The organism is Agilicoccus flavus (assembly GCF_014857905.1).
In the GTDB taxonomy this organism is placed as follows: domain Bacteria; phylum Actinomycetota; class Actinomycetes; order Actinomycetales; family Dermatophilaceae; genus Agilicoccus; species Agilicoccus flavus.
This window is the reverse complement of sequence record NZ_JACYXE010000006.1, coordinates 43306-61216: the sequence shown is the minus strand read 5'-3', so window position 1 is coordinate 61216 and position 17911 is coordinate 43306. Positions and strand designations below refer to the sequence as shown.

Below are 17911 nucleotides of genomic sequence, written 5' to 3'. Positions count from 1 at the left end.
GATACTTCTGCACTAGTTCTGCACAAAGTGGTCATGCGCACCACCACGTTCAGCGAGTTCATCCGTCAGCCGACCAAGGTGCTCACCGAGGCCACAGGGGAAGACATCCGCCTCACCCGGCGCGGCGAGGACGACCTGGTGGTATCGAACGCCGCGCGCCACGAGGGGCAGATCGGTGCGCTGGACCAGCTCTCCCGTCTGATCGCCGCCAGCCTGGACGAGGACACGGCCGACCGGATCGCCGGCCACCTGACCGCGGAGCTGCCCTGGATCCAGTTCCTCCCGGAGGTGCAGCGGCGAGCCTTCGTCGGCGACTACTTCCGCACCGCCCGGGCGTGCGCGTCGGTCGGCGACTTTCGCAGGCTGGGCATCGAGATCGAGGCTTGGTCGGAAACGGCAGCCGCCTACGCCGCCGACATCGACCCGACCGGTGCCGACCTCGAGATCCTCGACGAGCCGGCGAGCGTCGAGCGGCCTGTCGCGTCGTGAGCAAACGCACGCCCGGAGTGGTTCGGCTCGAGCGCCGCTCCCCCGGCTATGTCACCGCAGGCTGACCGCCGGGCCGCAGAGCTCGAGCTCGCCTGGCTCCCCGGGTAGGAATCGAACCTACGTCGCTTGTCCTGATTCAAAGTCAGGCGGGCCCTACCAGCAGACCAACCGGGGAACGGCCGCGGGCGCGCCGGGCCGGATCCAGCGTAGTGGACGGCTTCCGGGGCGGTCCGGATGCGCGGCCGTCCCTGGGTCCGTCGGGGCGGGACCGGGCGGGCGGCATGATGGGCGGGTGGCGAAGGACACCCCGACCCGGTCCCGGATGACGGCGGCGCAGCGGCGCGAGCAGCTGCTCGTCGTCGGTCGGACCCTGTTCGCGCAGAAGGGGTACGAGGGGACGAGCGTCGAGGAGATAGCCGCCAGCGCAAAGGTGAGCAAGCCCGTCGTGTACGAGCACTTCGGGGGCAAGGAGGGGCTCTACGCCGTCGTCGTCGACCGCGAGATCCGGACCCTGCTCTCGGCCGTCGAGGAGGCGCTGACCACGGCGGACAGCTCGCCTCGCGCCCTCGTGGAACTCGCGGCGCTCGCGTTGCTCGACTACGTGGAGACCTCGACCGACGGGTTCCGGATCCTCGTGCGCGACTCCCCCACGGGGCAGTCGACGGGGACGTTCGCCAGTCTCATCTCCGACATCGCCTCCCAGGTGGAGCACATCCTCGTCGCGGAGTTCCGTCGCCGCCGCCTCGACCCGCGCACGGCCCCGATGTACGCGCAGATGCTCGTGGGGATGGTCGCGCTCACCGGCCAGTGGTGGCTCGGGTCGTCCCGGACATTCAAGAAGGCCGACGTGGCCGCGCACGTGGTCAACCTCGCCTGGAACGGGCTCTCCGGTCTCGAGCGCGACCCCCACCTGGACACACCCCTGCCCTGACCCCGTCAGGCGGCGGCCCGCCCACCCCCGAACCATTCGGGCCGGGTCGATCGGGTGCTTGCAGGAGCGCCCGCAGCTCACGGGCCTGACCTCGCGCAGCTTCGGGGTCGACCCGGCCCGACTGGTTCTTCGCCGGCCGGCAACCGCCGCGGCCTGGTGGCCGCGAGCGACGGACGGGTCGGGATCGGCGGGCACGCCCGACCGGCTGTCCCATCGAGCCTGCGTGTTCGCTATGCGAACGCTTGTGCATCTGGCGAACGCGTGGAAGGATGAGGCGCGCCGGGCGAGGACGCTCTGCGTCATCGATCCCGATGACCCGGGCGACAGCGCCGGGCCGGAGGAGGACGGGATGAGCGTGCGCGGGCAGTCGTACCTGGCGGGGCTCATCGGCGACGGGACCACTCCGTCGCTGACGCCGCCGATGCACGAGATGGAGGCCGACGCGCTCGGCCTGCGCTGCATCTACCGCCCGATCGACCTCTCGACGAACGGGCGCTCCCCCGCCGACGTCGGCGAACTCGTGCGCACCGGCGCCGACCTCGGCTTCTCGGCCTTCAACATCACGCACCCGTGCAAGAACCTCGTCGTCGACGCGCTCGACGAGCTCAGCGAGGGCGCGGCCCGCCTCGGCGCCGTCAACACCGTCGTCGTCGGCCCCGACGGTCGTCTGACCGGGCACAACACCGACGTCACCGGCTTCGCGTGGGGTCTCGCGCGGGCGCTCCCGGACGCCGACCTGTCGCGGGTCGTCCAGCTCGGCACGGGCGGGGCGGGCGTGTCGGTCGCCCACGCGCTGCCCACCTCCGGTGCGCGCCACCTCACCCTGGTCGACCTCGACGCCGAGCGGTGCGAGACCATCGCGGCCGGCGTGCGCGCGGCGTTCCCCGACGCGACCGTCGAGGTCGCCGGCCCCGCCGACCTCCCCGAGGCGCTCGGCGCCGCCACCGGTCTCGTCAACGCGACGCCGGTCGGCATGCACCAGCACCCCGGCACGCCGCTGCCGCCGGCCCTCCTCCGCCCGGAGCTCTGGGTCGCCGACGTCGTCTACCGGCCCCTGCGCACCCCCCTGCTCGAGGCGGCCCGCGAGCTGGGCTGCGCCGTCATGGACGGCGGCTGGATGGCGACCGGCCAGGCCATCGACGCGTTCGAGCTCATGAGCGGGCAGCGTCCCGACCCCGAGCGCCTGCGCGGTCATTTCCTGCGCCTCGTCGCGGCCGAGGGCTGATCATCGGGTCATGCGCACCTCCATCGCGACCGTCTGCCTGTCCGGCACGCTGCCCGAGAAGCTCGAGGCCGCGGCCGCCGCGGGCTTCGACGGGGTCGAGATCTTCGAGCCCGACCTCGTCGTTTGCCCCGCCTCGCCGGAGGAGATCCGCGCCCGCTGTGCGGATCTCGGGCTGAGCATCGACCTCTATCAACCGTTCCGTGACGCCGAGGGCGTCGACGAGGTCGAGTTCGCGCGGGTCCTGCACCGGGCGCGCGCCAAGTTCGAGGTGATGAACCGGCTCGGGGCCGACACGATCCTCGTCTGCAGCAACGTCGGTACGGCGAGCGTCGGCGACGACGCCCACAGCGCGGCGCAGCTCGCCCGGCTCGGCGATCTCGGCGAGGAGTACGGTGTCCGCCTCGCGTACGAGGCCCTCGCGTGGGGCCGCTTCGTCTCCACCTACCGGCACGCGATGCGCATCGTCGACCTGGCCGACCACCCGCGCGTCGGCACGTGCCTCGACAGCTTCCACATCCTCTCCCGCGGCGACGACCCCGCCGGGATCGAGGACATCCCGTCCGAGAAGATCTTCTTCGTCCAGCTCGCCGACGCCCCCGACCTGTCGATGGACGTCCTCTCGTGGAGCCGGCACCACCGCGTCTTCCCCGGTCAGGGCGCCTGGGACCTGCCGGCCTTCACCGAGCACCTGCTCGCCGCCGGCTACGACGGCCCGATCTCCCTCGAGATCTTCAACGACGTGTTCCGCCAGAGCGACGTCCTGCGCACGGCGATCGACGCCCGCCGCTCGCTGCGCTGGCTCGAGGAGCGCACCGTCGCCCGGCTCGCCCGCGACGGCGCGGCCGCCGCCGTGCCCGCCGGGTACGCCGAGCTGCCCGCCGTGGAGGACCCGACCGGCTTCGACTTCGTCGAGATCCGCGTCGCCGACTCCACCGGGATCGACGCCCTGCTCACCAGGCTCGGGTTCACCAACGTCGGCCGCCACCGGACCAAGGACGTCCACCTGTGGCGTCTGGGCGACGCCCGCATCTGCGTCAACACGGGCGACGCGGCCCCGGACGCGCCCGCCCACCTCGCGGGCGTCGGCTTCCTCGTCGACTCCCCCGCCGACGCCGCCGGGCGCGCGGGCGAGCTGGGCTCGGTCGCGGTGCCGCGTCGGACCGGCTCCGACGAGCACCTCCTGCGCGGGGTCGTCGCCCCCGACGGCACCGAGGTGTTCTTCTGCTCCGAATCCGCGGCCTGGATCCCCGAGTTCGGCCCCGCCTCCGCGACCGAGGCCGACGGGGCTGCCGAGACCGACGCGGCCGCCGAGACCGACGGCGTCATCGACCACGTCAACCTCGCGCAGCCGTGGCAGCACTTCGACGAGGCGGTCCTGTTCTTCGCGAGCGCGCTCTCGCTCGACCCGCTGCCGAGCCACGACGTCGCCGGCCCCCTGGGGCTCGTGCGCAGCCAGGTCATGCGCACCAAGGACGGGGCCGTGCGCATCCCGCTCAACCTCGCCCCGCCGACGGCCCCCGACGACGGTCCGCACCGGGCGCAGCACCTCGCGGTGCGGGTCGACGACCTCGTCGCGTTCGCGCGCGCCGCCCGGGAACGCGGGCTGGACTTCCTGCCGATCCCCGCCAACTACTACGACGACCTCGCCGCGCGGTTCGACCTGCCCGCCGACACCCTCGCCACGCTCGCCGAGCTCGACCTGCTCTACGACCGCGACGGCGACGGCGAGTTCCTGCACGTCTTCACCCGGACGCACGGGCGCGTCTTCGTGGAGGTCCTCCAGCGGCTCGGCGGCTACGACGGGTACGGCGCCCCCAACGCTCCCGTCCGCCTCGCGACGCAGCACGCGCTGTTCGTCCGACCCGATCACGACGCCGGCCCCCCGACCGCGTCGCCCACCCCGCCCGGCTGACCCGCGACCGGAACACGAGAAAGGAACCGACGTGGAGGAATCCTTCGACCACGCGCACGTCGTCACGTCCTCGGACTCGGCAACGAGCACGCAGAACGAGATGACGGCCCAGATCGAGGCCCTGCACCGCGCCTACCGCGAGGGCGTCGCGGCCGGGGCGCGCGTGGAGGACAAGCCGCGCATCGACTTCGCCCCCTACCGCAGCAGCGTGCTGCGGCACCCGACGAAGGACCTGCGCCACGCCGACCCCGAGACGATCGAGCTGACGTCGCCCGCGTTCGGCACCCGCGACGTCCACCCGCTCGAGGCCGACCTGACCATCCAGCACGGCGGCGAGCCGATCGGCGAGCGGATGATCGTCACCGGCCGCGTCGTCGACGGGTCCGGCCGGCCGCTGGCGGGCCAGCTCGTCGAGATCTGGCAGGCCAACGCCTCGGGCCGGTACGTGCACAAGCGCGATCAGCACCCGGCGCCGTTGGACCCGAACTTCAGCGGGGTGGGGCGCTGCCTCACGGACGCCGACGGGAACTACTCGTTCACGACGATCCGCCCCGGGCCCTACCCCTGGAAGAACCACCACAACGCGTGGCGGCCCGCGCACATCCACTTCTCGCTGTTCGGGACCGCGTTCACCCAGCGGCTCGTCACGCAGATGTACTTCCCGGGCGACCCGCTCTTCCCCCTCGACCCGATCTACCAGGCGATCGTCGACGAGGACGCCCGGCGCCGGCTGGTGGCCACCTACGACCACGACGTCACCCGGCACGAGTGGTGCACGGGCTACCGCTGGGACATCGTGCTCTCCGGCCGCGGGCGCACGCTCTTCGAGAACGACCTCGGCGCGGACCACGACGACGACCACGAGAACGGAGACCACCGATGACCGCGACGCCCGACCTCACGCCGACCCCGGGCCAGACCGTCGGCCCGTTCTTCGGCTTCGCGCTGCCGTACGAGCGCGGCGGACAGCTCGTCGACCAGGCCCACCCCGGCGCGGTGCGGCTCTACGGGACCGTCCTCGACGGCCACGGCGACCCCGTCCCCGACGCGCTGCTCGAGATCTGGCAGGCCGACGAGGACGGCAACGTCTCCACCGAGACGGGGTCCCTCGTGCGCGACGGCTGGACGTTCACCGGGTTCGGCCGGGCCGCGGTCGACAACGTGGGCCGCTACACGTTCACGACGGTCGAGCCGGGCCCCACGCGCGAGGGCGGCGCCCGCTTCATCCACGTCTGCGTCTTCGCCCGCGGCCTGCTCGACAAGCTGCACACGCGGGTCTACCTGCCGGAGGCCGACCAGCCCGAGGGCGCCCTCGCCCACGACCGGCTGCTCGCGTCGCTGCCCGAGGCCGAGCGCGCCACCCTCCTCGCGACCCGCGACGGCCAGGGCGGACTGAGCTTCGACATCCGCCTGCAGGGCGAGGGCGAGACCGTGTTCCTCGACGTCGAGGAGCGCTGAGGCGCCCTGTGACCTCCGCCGACGCCGCCCGGTCGGCCCCCGCCGGGGCCGGCCTCGACCTCGGCCTGCTCGCGCCCGTCCGGGCGGGGGCGGCCGGGGCCGGGCTCGACGACGCCGCCGTCGCGCAGGCGCTGCTCGACGTCGAACGCGCCTGGCTGGACGTGTGCGTCGACGCCGGGTTGGCCCCGGCCGACGCCCGCGCGGCCTCCCGTCTCGGGTCGGGGGCCGACCACCGGTCGTCCGCCTGGTCCGTGGACCGGTACGACCTCGCCGGCGTGGCGGACCGGACGGCGCTCGGGGGGAACGCGCTCATCCCCCTGCTCGGCGACCTGCGGGCGGCCCTGCGCGAGGACGGTCACCCCGCGGCGGCGGCCGCGGTCCATCTCGGCGCGACGAGCCAGGACATCGTCGACACGGCCCTGGCGATGCTCGCCGCGCGCACGATCGACGAGGCGATCCCGCGGCTGGTCTCCGCGTGCGACGGGCTCGCCGCGCTCGCCGCACGCCACGCCGACGACGTGTGCGTGGCCCGCTCCCTGGGCCAGCACGCGTTGCCGACGACGTTCGGCGCCCGCGCCGCCGCCTGGCTCGAGTCGCTGTCGGCGGCGAGCGCCGACCTCGCGCAGGTCCGCGGCGAGCTGCCCGTGCAGTGGGCCGGCGCGGCGGGCACGTCCGCCGCGCTGCTCACCCGGCGCTCGCTCGCCGGATCGGAGGCGACCGACGGCCCCGGCGACCCCCTCGACGCCGACGACCTGCGCGCCGCGCTCGCCGACCGGCTGGGCCTGAGCACCGCGCCCGGCTGGCACACGTCCCGTCGGCCGATCTGGCGCCTGGGCGCGGCGATCGGCGGGGTGCTCGCGGCGGCGGGCACGTTCGGCGGCGACGTCGTCACCGGATCGCGCCGGGAGATCGGCGAGCTCGCCGAGCCGACGGCGCCCGGGCGCGGCGGCTCGTCGGCCATGCCCCATAAGCGCAACCCCGTGCTCTCCGTGCTTCTGCGGAGCGCCGCGATCGCCGCGCCGGGGCACGTCGCCACCCTCTTCGCCGCCGGCGGCGACGCCGACGACGAGCGGCCCACCGGCGCCTGGCACGCCGAGTGGGCGGCGGTGCGCGAGCTCCTGCGCCTGCTCGCCGGGGCCGCGCGCGTCGCCGAGGAGCTGGGCGCCGGCCTCTCGGTCGACCCGGCCGCCGGGCGCGCCAACCTCGACCTGTCCGTCCCGGCCGTGCTCAGCGAGCGGATCGTCCTCGTGCTGAAACCCCTCGTCGACGACGTCGCCGCCCTGCGGGCGTGCGTCGACGACGCCCTCGCCCAGGGGGTGGGGACCGACGCCGCCGAGGCGACCGCCGTGCTCCGGCGGGCCCTGCGCGGCCTGCTCGACGAGGCGGTCCTGCCCGACGCCGACCTCGACGACCTCCTCGACCCCGCCGGCTACGTCGGCGACGCCCCCCGGCAGGTGCGCGTCGCCGTCGCGGCCCACCGGGCCCGCTTCCCCGCCGACGCGACCCACACCACCGACCTCCCGGAGGACCGATGACATCCCCCCGCCTCAGCCTCGTGCGGCTGACCTCCCCCCTCCCCGACGCGACGCCCGCGCCCCTCCTGCTCGTCGGGCCGTCCCTCGGCACCTCGGTCGAGACGCTGTGGGCCCCCACCGCCGCGCTCCTCGACGGGCGGGTCGAGGTGATCGGCTGGGACCTGCCCGGCCACGGCGACTCCCCCGCCCCCGACGGGCCGTTCACCGTCGCCGACCTCGCCGCGGGCGTCGCCGACGTCCTGCGCAAGCTGCGCGACGACCGACCGGCGGACGTCACGGTGGCCTACGCGGGCGTGTCCGTCGGCGGAGCGACGGGCCTCGAGGTCGGCGTGAACCACCCCGGCGCGGCCGACGGCATCGTCGTCGTCTGCTCCGGCGCCGCGCTCGGCACGCCCGACGGGTGGCGCGAGCGCGCCGCGGCCGTGCGCGCCGACGGAACGGCCTCGATGGTCGAGGGCAGCCGCGGGCGGTGGTTCGCCCCGGGCTGGGCCGACGCCCACCCGGAGCTCGCGACCGCGCTGCTCGACTCGCTCGTCGACGCCGACGACGAGGGCTACGCCGCCACGTGCGAGGCCCTGGCCTCCTACGACGTCCGCGCCGACCTCGGGCGGATCACCGACCCCCTGCTGACCATCAACGGCGAGGCCGACCAGGTGGCGCCGCCGGAGCTCGGCCGCGCCGTCGCGGACGGCGTCGCCGCCGGGCGGGCGATCGCGCTGCCCGGTGTCGCCCACCTCGCCCCGAGCGAGGACCCGGCTGCCACCGCCGACGCCCTGCTGCGCTTCGTCACCGCCCTGCCGCAGGGGTGGCACGGGCAGGCGGCCGAGCCCACCCCGGCGGACGGGTCCGAACCCGATACCCGCGCGCAGATCCACGAGGCCGGGATGGCGGTGCGGCGGGAGGTGCTCGGCGACGCGCACGTCGACCGCGCCAACGCGAAGATCGACGACTTCACTGCGGAGTTCCAGGACCTCATCACCCGCTACGCGTGGGGGACGATCTGGACCCGGCCGGGCCTCGACCGCGTCACCCGCAGCGCGATCACGCTGACGGCCCTGATCGGCGGCGGCCACCACGACGAGCTCGCCATGCACGTGCGCGCCGCGATGCGCAACGGCATGACGCGCGACCAGCTCCGCGAGGTGCTCCTGCAGAGCGCGATCTACTGCTCCGTCCCCTCCGCCAACTCCGCGTTCCGCATCGCGCAGGAGACCCTCGCCCAGCTCGACGCCGAGACGCCCGAGCCGAACCAGCCGCAGACCACCCCGACGCCACCGACCCAGGCGCGACCAGGAGACCGACCATGACGCAGACCTTCCTCTACGACGCGATCCGGACCCCGTTCGGACGGTACGGCGGCGCGCTCGCCGGCATCCGGCCCGACGACCTCGGCGCCCACGTGGTGCGCACCCTGCTCGAGCGCACCCCCGACCTCGACCCCGAGCGCATCGACGAGGTGTGCTTCGGCAACGCCAACGGCGCCGGCGAGGAGAACCGCAACGTCGCCCGGATGGTGACGCTGCTCGCCGGCCTGCCCGTGACCGTCCCCGGCTCGACGATCAACCGGTTGTGCGGGTCGAGCCTCGACGCGGCCATCGCGTCGTCGCGACAGATCGACACGGGCGAGGCCGACCTCGTCCTCGTCGGCGGCGTCGAGTCGATGAGCCGCGCGCCCTGGGTGCTGCCCAAGACCGAACGGGCCTACCCCGCGGGCGATCTCACCGCCGTGAACACCGCGCTCGGGTGGCGCCTGGTCAACCCGGACATGCCCGCGGAGTGGACCGTGTCGCTCGGCGAGGCCACCGAACAGCTCCGCGAGAAGTACGGCATCGACCGGGAGCGGCAGGACGAGTTCGCCGCCCGCAGCCACCACCTCGCCGCCGCCGCGTGGGACGCCGGGCGTTACGACGACCTCGTCGTCGCCGGGCCGGCGCCGCGCGAGGGCGAGCCGCTCGTCCGGGACGAGGGCATCCGCCCCGAGTCCACGCCCGAGACGCTCGGCGCGCTCAAGACCGTCTTCCGCAAGACCGACGGCACCGTGACGGCCGGGAACGCCTCGCCGCTGTCCGACGGCGCGTCCGCCCTGTGGCTCGGCAGCGAGAAGGCGTCCGGTCTGCTCGGCCGGGAGCCGCTCGCCCGGGTGGCGGGCCGCGGCGCCGCCGCGAACGAGCCCCAGTACTTCGGCCACGCCCCCGTCGAGGCGGCGAACCTCGCCCTGCGCCGGGCGGGCCTCTCGTGGTCCGACGTCGACGCCGTCGAACTCAACGAGGCGTTCGCCGCGCAGTCGCTCGCGTGCCTCGACGCGTGGGACGTCGACCCGCAGATCGTCAACGCGTGGGGCGGGGCCATCGCCATCGGCCACCCGCTCGGCGCCTCCGGCGGCCGCATCCTCGGCACCCTCGCCCGGCGCCTCGTCGCCGAGGGCGGCCGGTACGGCGTCGCCGCCATCTGCATCGGCGTGGGCCAGGGCCTCGCCGTCGTCCTCGAGAACGTCACCACCACCGAAGGGAGCGACCGCTGATGGCCCGCTTCACCGACTCCGCCGCGCAGGCCGTCGCCGACGTGAAGGACGGCGCGACCGTCCTCATCGGCGGCTTCGGCGCGGCCGGCCAGCCCGTCGAGCTCATCGAGGCCCTCCTCGAGCAGGGCTCGACCGGCCTCACCGTCGTCAACAACAACGCCGGCAACGGCGAGGTCGGCCTCGCCGCCCTCATCGGGGCCGGCCGGGTCGCGAAGATGATCTGCAGCTTCCCGCGGCAGAGCGACAGCCAGATCTTCGACGCCGCCTACCGGGCCGGCAAGGTGCAGCTCGAGCTCGTCCCCCAGGGCACGCTCGCCGAGCGCATCCGCGCCGGCGGCGCCGGCATCGGCGGCTTTTTCACCCCCACCGGGTACGGCACGCCGCTCGCGGAGGGCAAGGAGACGCGCGTCATCGACGGCCGGGGCCAGGTGTTCGAGTCGCCGATCCGCGCCGACGTGGCCCTCGTCAAGGCGCTCACCGCCGACCGGCTCGGCAACCTCGTCTACCGCAAGACCGCGCGCAACTTCGGCCCCGTCATGGCCGCGGCCGCCGAGCACGCCATCGTGCAGGTCAGCAACGTCGTCGACGTCGGCGGCCTCGACCCCGAGGTCATCGTCACCCCCGGCATCTACGTCGACACCGTCGTCGAGATCCCCCACCCGTCCGCTCCCGTGAGCGCGTGAAGGAGACCGCACCGATGAACTCCACCGACACCCCCCTGGCCAAGGCGGACCTCGCCGCCCTCGTCGCGGGCGACATCGAGACCGGCTCCTTCGTCAACCTCGGCATCGGCCAGCCGACCCTGGTCGCCGACCACCTCACCCCCGAGCAGCACGTCACCCTCCACACCGAGAACGGGATGCTCGGGATGGGGCGCGCCGCGGTCGGCGACGAGATCGACCCGGATCTCATCAACGCCGGGAAGATCCCGGTCGTCGAGAACCCCGGCGCCGCCTACTTCCACCACGCCGACAGCTTCGCGATGATGCGCGGCGGTCACCTCGACGTGTGCGTCCTCGGCGCCTTCCAGGTGTCGGTGCGCGGCGACCTCGCCAACTGGTCGACCGGCGCGCCCGACGCCATCCCGGCCGTGGGCGGCGCGATGGATCTCGCCATCGGGGCCCGTCAGACGTGGGTGATGATGACGCTGTTCGGCAAGGACGGCACGCCGAAGATTGTCACCGACCTGACCTACCCCGCCACCGGGGTGACCTGCGTGAGCCGCGTCTACACCCCGGAGGCCGTCTTCCTCGTGGACCCCGAGACCGGGCTGTCGGTGCGGGAGACACACGGCCCGAGCATCGACGAACTGTCGGAGCGCATGGGGCTGGAGCTGCGTCCGACATGACCACGCGGGCGGGGGCCGACGCCGGCGACCGCGAGGCCCCGGGCGAGGGCTACGTGCAGTCCCTCGCCCGGGGCCTCGCGGTCCTGCGCGCCTTTGACGGCGACCACCCGCGCATGACGCTCAGCGACGTGGCCCGACGCACGGACCTGTCGCGGGCCGCGGCCCGGCGGTTCCTGCTCACCCTCGAGGCCCTCGGATACGTGCGCACCGACGGCCGGGAGTTCTTCCTCACGCCGCGGGTCATGCGGATCGGCTTCGCCTACCTCGCGAGCCAGTCCCTGCCCGACGTGGCGCAGCCGCACCTGCAGGCGCTGTCGGTGGCGATCGGCGAGTCGACGTCGGTCGCCGTGCTCGACGGCGACGAGATCGTCTACGTCGCCCGGCGCGCGACGAGCCGCATCATGGCCGTCTCCATCCGGGTGGGCACCCGCTTCCCGGCGTACGCGACGTCGATGGGCCGGGTGCTGCTGGCCGGGCTGCCCGACGCCGAGATCGAGGCCTACCTGGCGCGGGTCGAGCTGTCCCCGCTGACCGCGCACACCCAGACCGACCCGGGACGGCTGCGCGAGACGCTCCGCGCCGTGCGGGCCGACGGGCACGCCCTCGTCGAGGGGGAGCTCGAGCTGGGCCTGCGGTCGCTGGCGGTCCCGATCCGCGACCCCGCCGGCACGGTCGTCGCCGCCGCGAACGTCAGCTCCGACACGATCTCGTCGAGCGCGGAGGACCTGCTGGGCCACCTGGCCGCGCTGCGCGCCACCGCCGACGCCATCGAGGCGGACCTCGGCGACCAGGCGCGTTGAGGTGCCGATGTCCCGATGGCTCAGACGACGCCCATGCGGCGGGCGACGTCGATCATCCACGGCGGGGAGGTCTTGCCCTGGCGCTCGTTGATGACGACCTTCACGGCGATCGCGGCCGCGTCGCCGCGGTCGAGGCGGATGACCTTGGCGCCGTCGCCCGCGGGCTCGGGCGCGTTCGTCGGCTCGGCCGCCCCGGAGGACGCCGAGGACGTGGTGGGGGACGACGTGGGGGCCGCTCTGGGCGCGGTGGCGCGGCGCGAGGGCAGGGCCCGACCGTCGCGGGGAACCGACGCTGCAGCACTCACGTGTTCTCAGCCTCCTCCGCCGGCCCCGCGCTGGAGCGGCCCACGTCGCCCGGATCGTCGTCGGGAGGATCGAGCCCGACGGGCTCCTCGTCGTCGGTGATGACGACGGTGACATCCGCCATCGTACCGTCGGCCGGCTCGTACTCCACCCTGGCGAGGATCGAATCGGGCAGGGCGAGCAGCAGTGCGAGGTCGTCGTCGGTGGCGAGGTCGCTCTTGGCGAGGTGGGCGACGGCGAGCTGACCGATCATCCGGCCCCGCACGTTCTCGCCCATCGACCGCTCGAGCGCCCACTGCGCCCGCGACCACCACGCGGCCCGGGCGTCGGCGATCCGCTTCTGCTGCACGGTGACCACCCCGACGTTGAGGGCGACGAGCGCGGTCACGGCCGTCGCGACGGGCCCCAGCTCGCCGAGCGTCGGCGCCCGGCCCGCCGAGAACCCGAGGACGGCGAGCCCGCCCACGATGACCACGTCGATGGTGGTGAGCCCGACGTAGGTGCGCCACGACCGCAGCCGGGCCCGCGGCGGCCTCCGCCCCGCCTCGGCCGCCATGTCCGTCATCCGCCCCCACCCCTGCCCCTCGTCGATCCCGCTGCGGCGACCCTACGAGGACCCACCGACAAGGTCGCGGTGATCGGATGTGTTCTGCGACAACCTGATCCGGCCGGCGCGACGGAGACACGATCGAGATTCTCGACGTCGTACTTCTCGGAGCACGGGGGAATCTAGACTCGGACGTATGAGCGCACCGGGGGCGGACGACGTCGATCGCATCGTCGCCGCCTGGCGACGGCAGGCCCCCGGCCTGGACGTCGCCCCGTTGGAGGTGCTCTCGCGCGTCTCGCGGCTGTCCCGCCGCCTCGACCTCGCGCGGAAGGCGGCGTTCGCCGGCCACCTCCTGGAGCCGTGGGAGTTCGACGTGATGTCGGCGCTGCGCCGGGTCGGCGAGCCGTACGAGCTCTCCCCCGGCGCCCTGGTCACCGAGACGCTCTCGACGTCGGGGACGATGACGAACCGCATCGACCGGCTGACCCAGCGCGGTTTCGTGGCGCGCCGGCCCGACCCGGCCGACCGCCGCGGCATCAAGGTCCGGCTCACCCCGGCGGGTCTCGAGCGGGTCGACGCCGCGATGGCCGAACTCCTCGACCGCGAGTCGGCCCTGCTGTCGGTGCTCCCCGACGACGACCGTGACCGCCTCGCGGACCTCCTGCGGCGGCTCCTCGCCGGCTTCTGACACCGGCGCCTCCCGCCGGCGTCCCGACCCCGGCCGTCCGACGACGGCCCGGGTGACCCGGGCGTCGCGGCGGCGCAGCGCCCGGCGGCCGATACGCTCGAACCGTGGTCACCAGCCTGTACATCGCGTCCGCCGAACCCCGCGCCGGCAAGGCCGCCATCGCGCTGGGGGTGCTCGACGAGTTCGGCCGACGCCTCGGCCGCGTCGCCGTCTTCCGCCCCGTCGTCCGCAGCCGCGACGAGCGCGACAGCGTCCTCGAGCTGCTCCTCGCCCACGGCGGTGGGCAGACGACCTACGAGGAGTCGGCGGGCGTCACGTACGAGGACGTCCACGAGGACCCGGAGGGGGCGCTGTCGCGGATCGTCGCCCAGTTCCACGCCCTCGCCGCGGGACACGACGCCGTCCTCGTCGTCGGCAGCGACTACACGGACGTCGCCCAGCCCACCGAGCTCGCCCTCAACGCCCGGATCGCCGCGAACATCGGCGCGCCGGTCGTGCTCGTCGTCGGTGCCGCCTCCCGCACCCCCGACCAGGTGGCCGACGCCGTCGACATCGCCGCCGGTGAGGTCGAGGCGGGCCACGCGCGCATCATGGCGATCATCGCGAACAAGGCCGACCCGCGCTCCCTGCCCGACGTCGTCGAGGAGGTCCGGCGCCACGTCGAGCGCCGCTACGGGGGCTCCGAGCGTGCGGGTGGCCCGCCGAGCGTCTCCGCCCTGCCCGCCGACCCCCTGCTCGGCGCGCCCACCGTCCGCCAGCTCGCGGACGCCGTCGGCGCCGAGGACATCGTCGGCACCCCCGAGCAGCTCGCCGGGGAGTCGTTCGGCATCGTCGTCGCGGCCATGACCCTCCCCCGCGTCCTCGAACGCCTCTTTGAGGGCGCGACGGTCGTGTCGCCCGCAGACCGCTCGGACGTCATCCTCGGCGTGCTCGGCGCCCACGCGTCGCAGACGTTCCCGTCGCTGTCCGCGCTCGTGCTCAACGGTGACTTCGGCCTCGAGCCGCCCGTCGCGACCCTCATCGAGGGCATGGGCTCGACGCTGCCGATCTTCTCCTCGCCCTACGGCACCTACGAGACGACGCACCGCCTCGACGACGTCCGCGGTCGGGTCACGGCGGGGGCGACCCGCAAGATCGAGCGGGCCCTGCAGCTCGCTCGCGCGCACCTCGACTGCGCCGACCTCATCGACCGGCTCGAGGCGGCCACCCCCGACGTCGTCACCCCGATGATGTTCGAGCACGCCCTCATGCAGCGGGCACGCGCGCACCGGGCCCGCATCGTCCTCCCGGAGGGCACCGAGCCGCGCATCCTGCGGGCGGTCGAGATCCTCGTGGCGCGCGACGTCGTCGACCTCGTCCTGCTCGGCAAGCCCGACGAGATCGCCGCCGCGGCGGGCCCGCTGGGGGTCGACCTGTCGGGCGTGACCCTCATCGACCCGGAGGACCCGGAGCTCGTCGAGGAGTTCGCCGCCGAGTACGCACAGCGGCGCTCCCACCGCGGCGTGACGCTCGACGCGGCACGCGACCGCGTCGTCGACGTCAGCTACTTCGGGACGATGCTCGTGCTCACGGGGCGCGCCGACGGGATGGTGTCGGGCGCGGTGCACACGACGGCCCACACGATCCGCCCGGCCATCGAGCTGCTGCGCGACCCGGAACGCGTGAAGACCGTCTCGAGCGCGTTCTTCATGTGCCTGCCCGACCGCGTCCTCGTCTTCGCGGACTGCGCGATCGTGCCCTCCCCCAAGGCGGCCGAGCTCGCCGACATCGCCGTCTCGTCGGCGCAGACGGCGACGAGGTTCGGCATCGACCCGCGCGTGGCGCTGCTCTCGTACTCGACGGGCAGCTCCGGCGCGGGCAGCGACGTCGAGAAGGTCATCGAGGCCACGGCGCTGGTCCGCGAGCGCGACCCCGAGATGCTCGTGGAGGGACCGCTGCAGTACGACGCGGCGGTCGACCCGGGCGTGGCGGCGACGAAGCTGCCCGACTCCGACGTGGCCGGCCGGGCGACGGTGCTGATCTTCCCGGACCTCAACACGGGCAACAACACGTACAAGGCCGTGCAGCGCAGCGCGAACGCGGTCGCCGTGGGCCCGGTCCTGCAGGGCCTCAAGGCGCCGGTCAACGACCTGTCGCGCGGGGCGACGGTCGGAGACATCGTCACCACGGTCGTCATGACGGCCGTCCAGAGCCAACCGGCCGGCGACGCCGCCTGAGCGACCTGCCGTCCGGGGGCGACCTCGGAGAGCAGGCGCGTCGACGGACGGTCGGCCGGGTGGCCCCTGCGTCAGCCCGCGATCTCGGCGGCCTCGAGCCACTCGAGCTCGAGGGTCTCGCGCTCGTCGACGAGCTCGCGCAGGGAGTCGTTGAGGCCGAGCACGGCGGCGTGATCGGTGGCCTGCTCGACCATCCTCGCGTGGAGCCGCTCCTCGGCCTCGGCGATCTTGCCGAGGCGGCGCTCGATGCGGGTCATGTCCTTGCGCGCTGCGCGCCGCTCCTCGGGCGTGGCCGACGACTCCGGCGCGGCCGACGATCCGCCGGACTCCGACGCGGCGGAGCCCGACCCGGCGGAGTTCGACGCGGCGGACGACGCCGACGGCGCCCCGCCCCGCGCGGCGGCCTTGTCGGCGGCGCGCAGGTCGAGGTACTGCTCCACCCCGCCGGGCAGGTCGCGGATGCGGCCGTCGCCGAGGAGCGCGACCTGCCGGTCGCACATCCGCTCGAGCAGGTAGCGGTCGTGGCTGACGACGAGCAGGGTCCCCGCCCAGCCGTCGAGGACGTCCTCGAGCGACGTCAGCGTCTCGATGTCGAGGTCGTTCGTCGGCTCGTCGAGGATGAGCACGTTCGGCTCGGCCATGAGCAGGCGCAGGAACTGCAGCCGCCGCCGCTCACCGCCCGAGAGGTCCTTGACGCGGCTCTGCTGCCGGCCGCCGGTGAAGCCGAGGCGCTGCGCGAGCTGGCTCGCGCTGACCTCCTTGTCGCCGAGGCGCGTGTACTCGCGCACCTCGCTCACGGCGTCGATGACCCGCGCGTTCACGAGCCGCTCGAGCTCGCGGACCTCCTGGGTGAGGTAGGCCATGACGACGGTCTTGCCGACCTTGCGACGCCCGGAGTCGAGGCCCACGTCGCCGTGGATCACGCGCATGAGCGTCGACTTGCCGGCCCCGTTGACGCCGACGATGCCGATGCGGTCGCCGGGCGCGAGCTGCCACGTCTGCCGGTCGAGCAGCGTCCGCCCGCCGAGGCGCAGGGTCGCGTCGAACAGGTCGACGACGTCCTTGCCGAGCCGCGTCGTGGCGAACCGGACGAGCGACACCTCGTCGCGGGGCGCCGGCTCGTCCTCGATGAGGGCGGACGCGGCCTCGATGCGGAACTTCGGCTTGCTCGTCCGCGCGGGCGGGCCGCGGCGCAGCCAGGCGAGTTCCTTGCGCAGGAGGTTGTCGCGGCGCTCGGCGGTGACCGAGGCGATGCGGGCCCGTTCGTTCTTCGCGAGCACGTAGGCGGCGTACCCGCCCTCGTAGCTCTCGACGCGACCCTCGACGACCTCCCACGTCGTCGTGGCGACGGCGTCGAGGAACCAGCGGTCGTGGGTGACGACGACGAGCGCGGTGTCCGTGCGGGTCCGGCGGGTACTCAGGTGCCGGGCCAGCCAGGCGACCCCCTCGACGTCGAGGTGGTTCGTCGGCTCGTCGAGGACGAGCAGGTCGGGGTCGTCCACGAGCAGGCGGGCCAGGCTGATGCGGCGGCGCTCGCCACCCGACATCGGCCCGACGATCGCGTCGAGGCCGCCGACGTCGGGGGCCTCGACGCCGCCGAGCAGACCGTCGAGGACGTCGCGGACGCGGGCGTCGCCGGCCCACGCGTGCTCGGGGAGGTCGCCGAACACGGCCTCGCGCAGGCTCGCGGCGGGGTCGAGGTCGTCGACCTGGCTCAGCATGCCGACGGTGAGCCCGCCGGTGTGGGTGACGCGGCCGCTGTCGGGCGAGAGGCGGCCGGCGAGCACCCGCAGCAGGGTCGACTTGCCGCCGCCGTTGCGGCCGACGACGCCGATGCGGTCGCCGGACTGCACCCCGAGCGAGACGGCGTCGAGGACATGGTTCGTGCCGAGCGCGAGGTCGGCCCGTTCGACGGAGACAAGGTTGGCCACGTCG

General features: G+C 74.3%; 17 protein-coding genes and 1 tRNA gene. 14 read left to right on the top strand and 4 right to left on the bottom strand.

The window, feature by feature from the left end; all coding sequences use genetic code 11:
• Nucleotides 1-33: 33 nt before the first annotated feature.
• Nucleotides 34-489: a hypothetical protein gene (locus ICW24_RS10270; RefSeq protein ID WP_226345625.1), complete on the top strand. Its 456-nt coding sequence runs from the start codon at nucleotides 34-36 to the stop codon at nucleotides 487-489.
• 93 nt (nucleotides 490-582) lie between these two features.
• Here the strand turns inward: ICW24_RS10270 and ICW24_RS10265 are convergent.
• Nucleotides 583-664: transfer RNA gene (locus ICW24_RS10265), tRNA-Gln, on the bottom strand.
• A 147-nt stretch (nucleotides 665-811) separates the two neighbouring features.
• Here ICW24_RS10265 and ICW24_RS10260 point away from each other — a divergent pair.
• The 11 genes from ICW24_RS10260 to ICW24_RS10205 all read left to right on the top strand — a co-directional run bounded on the left by ICW24_RS10260 (nucleotide 812) and on the right by ICW24_RS10205 (nucleotide 12219).
• Nucleotides 812-1420 carry a TetR/AcrR family transcriptional regulator gene (locus tag ICW24_RS10260; protein WP_226345787.1) on the top strand — a complete coding sequence of 203 codons (609 nt, stop codon included), beginning with the start codon at nucleotides 812-814 and terminating at the stop codon, nucleotides 1418-1420.
• A gap of 349 nt (nucleotides 1421-1769) precedes the next feature.
• Nucleotides 1770-2645 (top strand): shikimate dehydrogenase, encoded by an 876-nt coding sequence (locus ICW24_RS10255; protein WP_226345624.1) that lies wholly within the window; start codon nucleotides 1770-1772, stop codon nucleotides 2643-2645.
• Between the two features lie 10 nt (nucleotides 2646-2655).
• Nucleotides 2656-4557 carry a bifunctional sugar phosphate isomerase/epimerase/4-hydroxyphenylpyruvate dioxygenase family protein gene (locus tag ICW24_RS10250; RefSeq protein ID WP_226345623.1) on the top strand — a complete coding sequence of 634 codons (1902 nt, stop codon included), beginning with the start codon at nucleotides 2656-2658 and terminating at the stop codon, nucleotides 4555-4557.
• Between the two features lie 100 nt (nucleotides 4558-4657).
• Nucleotides 4658-5440 (top strand): protocatechuate 3,4-dioxygenase subunit beta, encoded by a 783-nt coding sequence (pcaH, locus tag ICW24_RS10245; RefSeq protein WP_226345786.1) that lies wholly within the window; start codon nucleotides 4658-4660, stop codon nucleotides 5438-5440.
• A complete protein-coding gene (gene pcaG / locus ICW24_RS10240; protein ID WP_226345622.1) occupies nucleotides 5437-6015 on the top strand; it encodes a protocatechuate 3,4-dioxygenase subunit alpha in 579 nt (192 codons plus the stop codon). The genes pcaH and pcaG overlap by 4 nt, the downstream gene beginning before the upstream one ends.
• A gap of 8 nt (nucleotides 6016-6023) precedes the next feature.
• On the top strand, nucleotides 6024-7550 hold the full coding sequence (locus ICW24_RS10235; RefSeq protein ID WP_226345621.1) for a lyase family protein: 1527 nt from the start codon (nucleotides 6024-6026) through the stop codon (nucleotides 7548-7550).
• Nucleotides 7547-8857, top strand: coding sequence for a bifunctional 3-oxoadipate enol-lactonase/4-carboxymuconolactone decarboxylase PcaDC (gene pcaDC / locus ICW24_RS20000; protein ID WP_443588046.1), 1311 nt, complete (start codon nucleotides 7547-7549; stop codon nucleotides 8855-8857). Before ICW24_RS10235 ends, pcaDC begins: the two co-directional genes overlap by 4 nt.
• Nucleotides 8854-10071: a thiolase family protein gene (locus ICW24_RS10220; protein ID WP_226345620.1), complete on the top strand. Its 1218-nt coding sequence runs from the start codon at nucleotides 8854-8856 to the stop codon at nucleotides 10069-10071. Before pcaDC ends, ICW24_RS10220 begins: the two co-directional genes overlap by 4 nt.
• The gene (locus tag ICW24_RS10215) at nucleotides 10071-10754 is read left to right on the top strand and encodes a 3-oxoacid CoA-transferase subunit A (RefSeq protein WP_226345619.1); all 684 of its coding nucleotides are present in this window, start codon (nucleotides 10071-10073) and stop codon (nucleotides 10752-10754) included. The genes ICW24_RS10220 and ICW24_RS10215 overlap by 1 nt, the downstream gene beginning before the upstream one ends.
• A gap of 14 nt (nucleotides 10755-10768) precedes the next feature.
• Nucleotides 10769-11419: a CoA-transferase gene (locus ICW24_RS10210; RefSeq protein ID WP_226345618.1), complete on the top strand. Its 651-nt coding sequence runs from the start codon at nucleotides 10769-10771 to the stop codon at nucleotides 11417-11419.
• A complete protein-coding gene (locus tag ICW24_RS10205; protein ID WP_226345617.1) occupies nucleotides 11416-12219 on the top strand; it encodes an IclR family transcriptional regulator domain-containing protein in 804 nt (267 codons plus the stop codon). Before ICW24_RS10210 ends, ICW24_RS10205 begins: the two co-directional genes overlap by 4 nt.
• A 20-nt stretch (nucleotides 12220-12239) precedes the next feature.
• Here the strand turns inward: ICW24_RS10205 and ICW24_RS10200 are convergent, their stop codons facing one another.
• Both ICW24_RS10200 and ICW24_RS10195 read right to left on the bottom strand, forming a co-directional pair.
• Nucleotides 12240-12524 carry a hypothetical protein gene (locus ICW24_RS10200; protein WP_226345616.1) on the bottom strand — a complete coding sequence of 95 codons (285 nt, stop codon included), beginning with the start codon at nucleotides 12522-12524 and terminating at the stop codon, nucleotides 12240-12242.
• Nucleotides 12521-13087: a hypothetical protein gene (locus tag ICW24_RS10195; RefSeq protein WP_226345615.1), complete on the bottom strand. Its 567-nt coding sequence runs from the start codon at nucleotides 13085-13087 to the stop codon at nucleotides 12521-12523. Before ICW24_RS10195 ends, ICW24_RS10200 begins: the two co-directional genes overlap by 4 nt.
• 178 nt (nucleotides 13088-13265) lie before the next feature.
• On the opposite strand from ICW24_RS10195, the gene ICW24_RS10190 reads away from it, so the two are divergent.
• The gene (locus tag ICW24_RS10190) at nucleotides 13266-13760 is read left to right on the top strand and encodes a MarR family winged helix-turn-helix transcriptional regulator (RefSeq protein ID WP_226345614.1); all 495 of its coding nucleotides are present in this window, start codon (nucleotides 13266-13268) and stop codon (nucleotides 13758-13760) included.
• Between the two features lie 104 nt (nucleotides 13761-13864).
• Entirely contained in the window at nucleotides 13865-15976 is a 2112-nt protein-coding gene (gene pta, locus ICW24_RS10185) for a phosphate acetyltransferase (protein WP_226345613.1), read from the top strand.
• Between the two features lie 71 nt (nucleotides 15977-16047).
• Here pta and ICW24_RS10180 read toward each other — a convergent pair whose 3' ends face one another.
• Nucleotides 16048-17907: an ABC-F family ATP-binding cassette domain-containing protein gene (locus tag ICW24_RS10180; RefSeq protein ID WP_226345612.1), complete on the bottom strand. Its 1860-nt coding sequence runs from the start codon at nucleotides 17905-17907 to the stop codon at nucleotides 16048-16050.
• Between the last annotated feature and the right edge of the window lie 4 nt (nucleotides 17908-17911).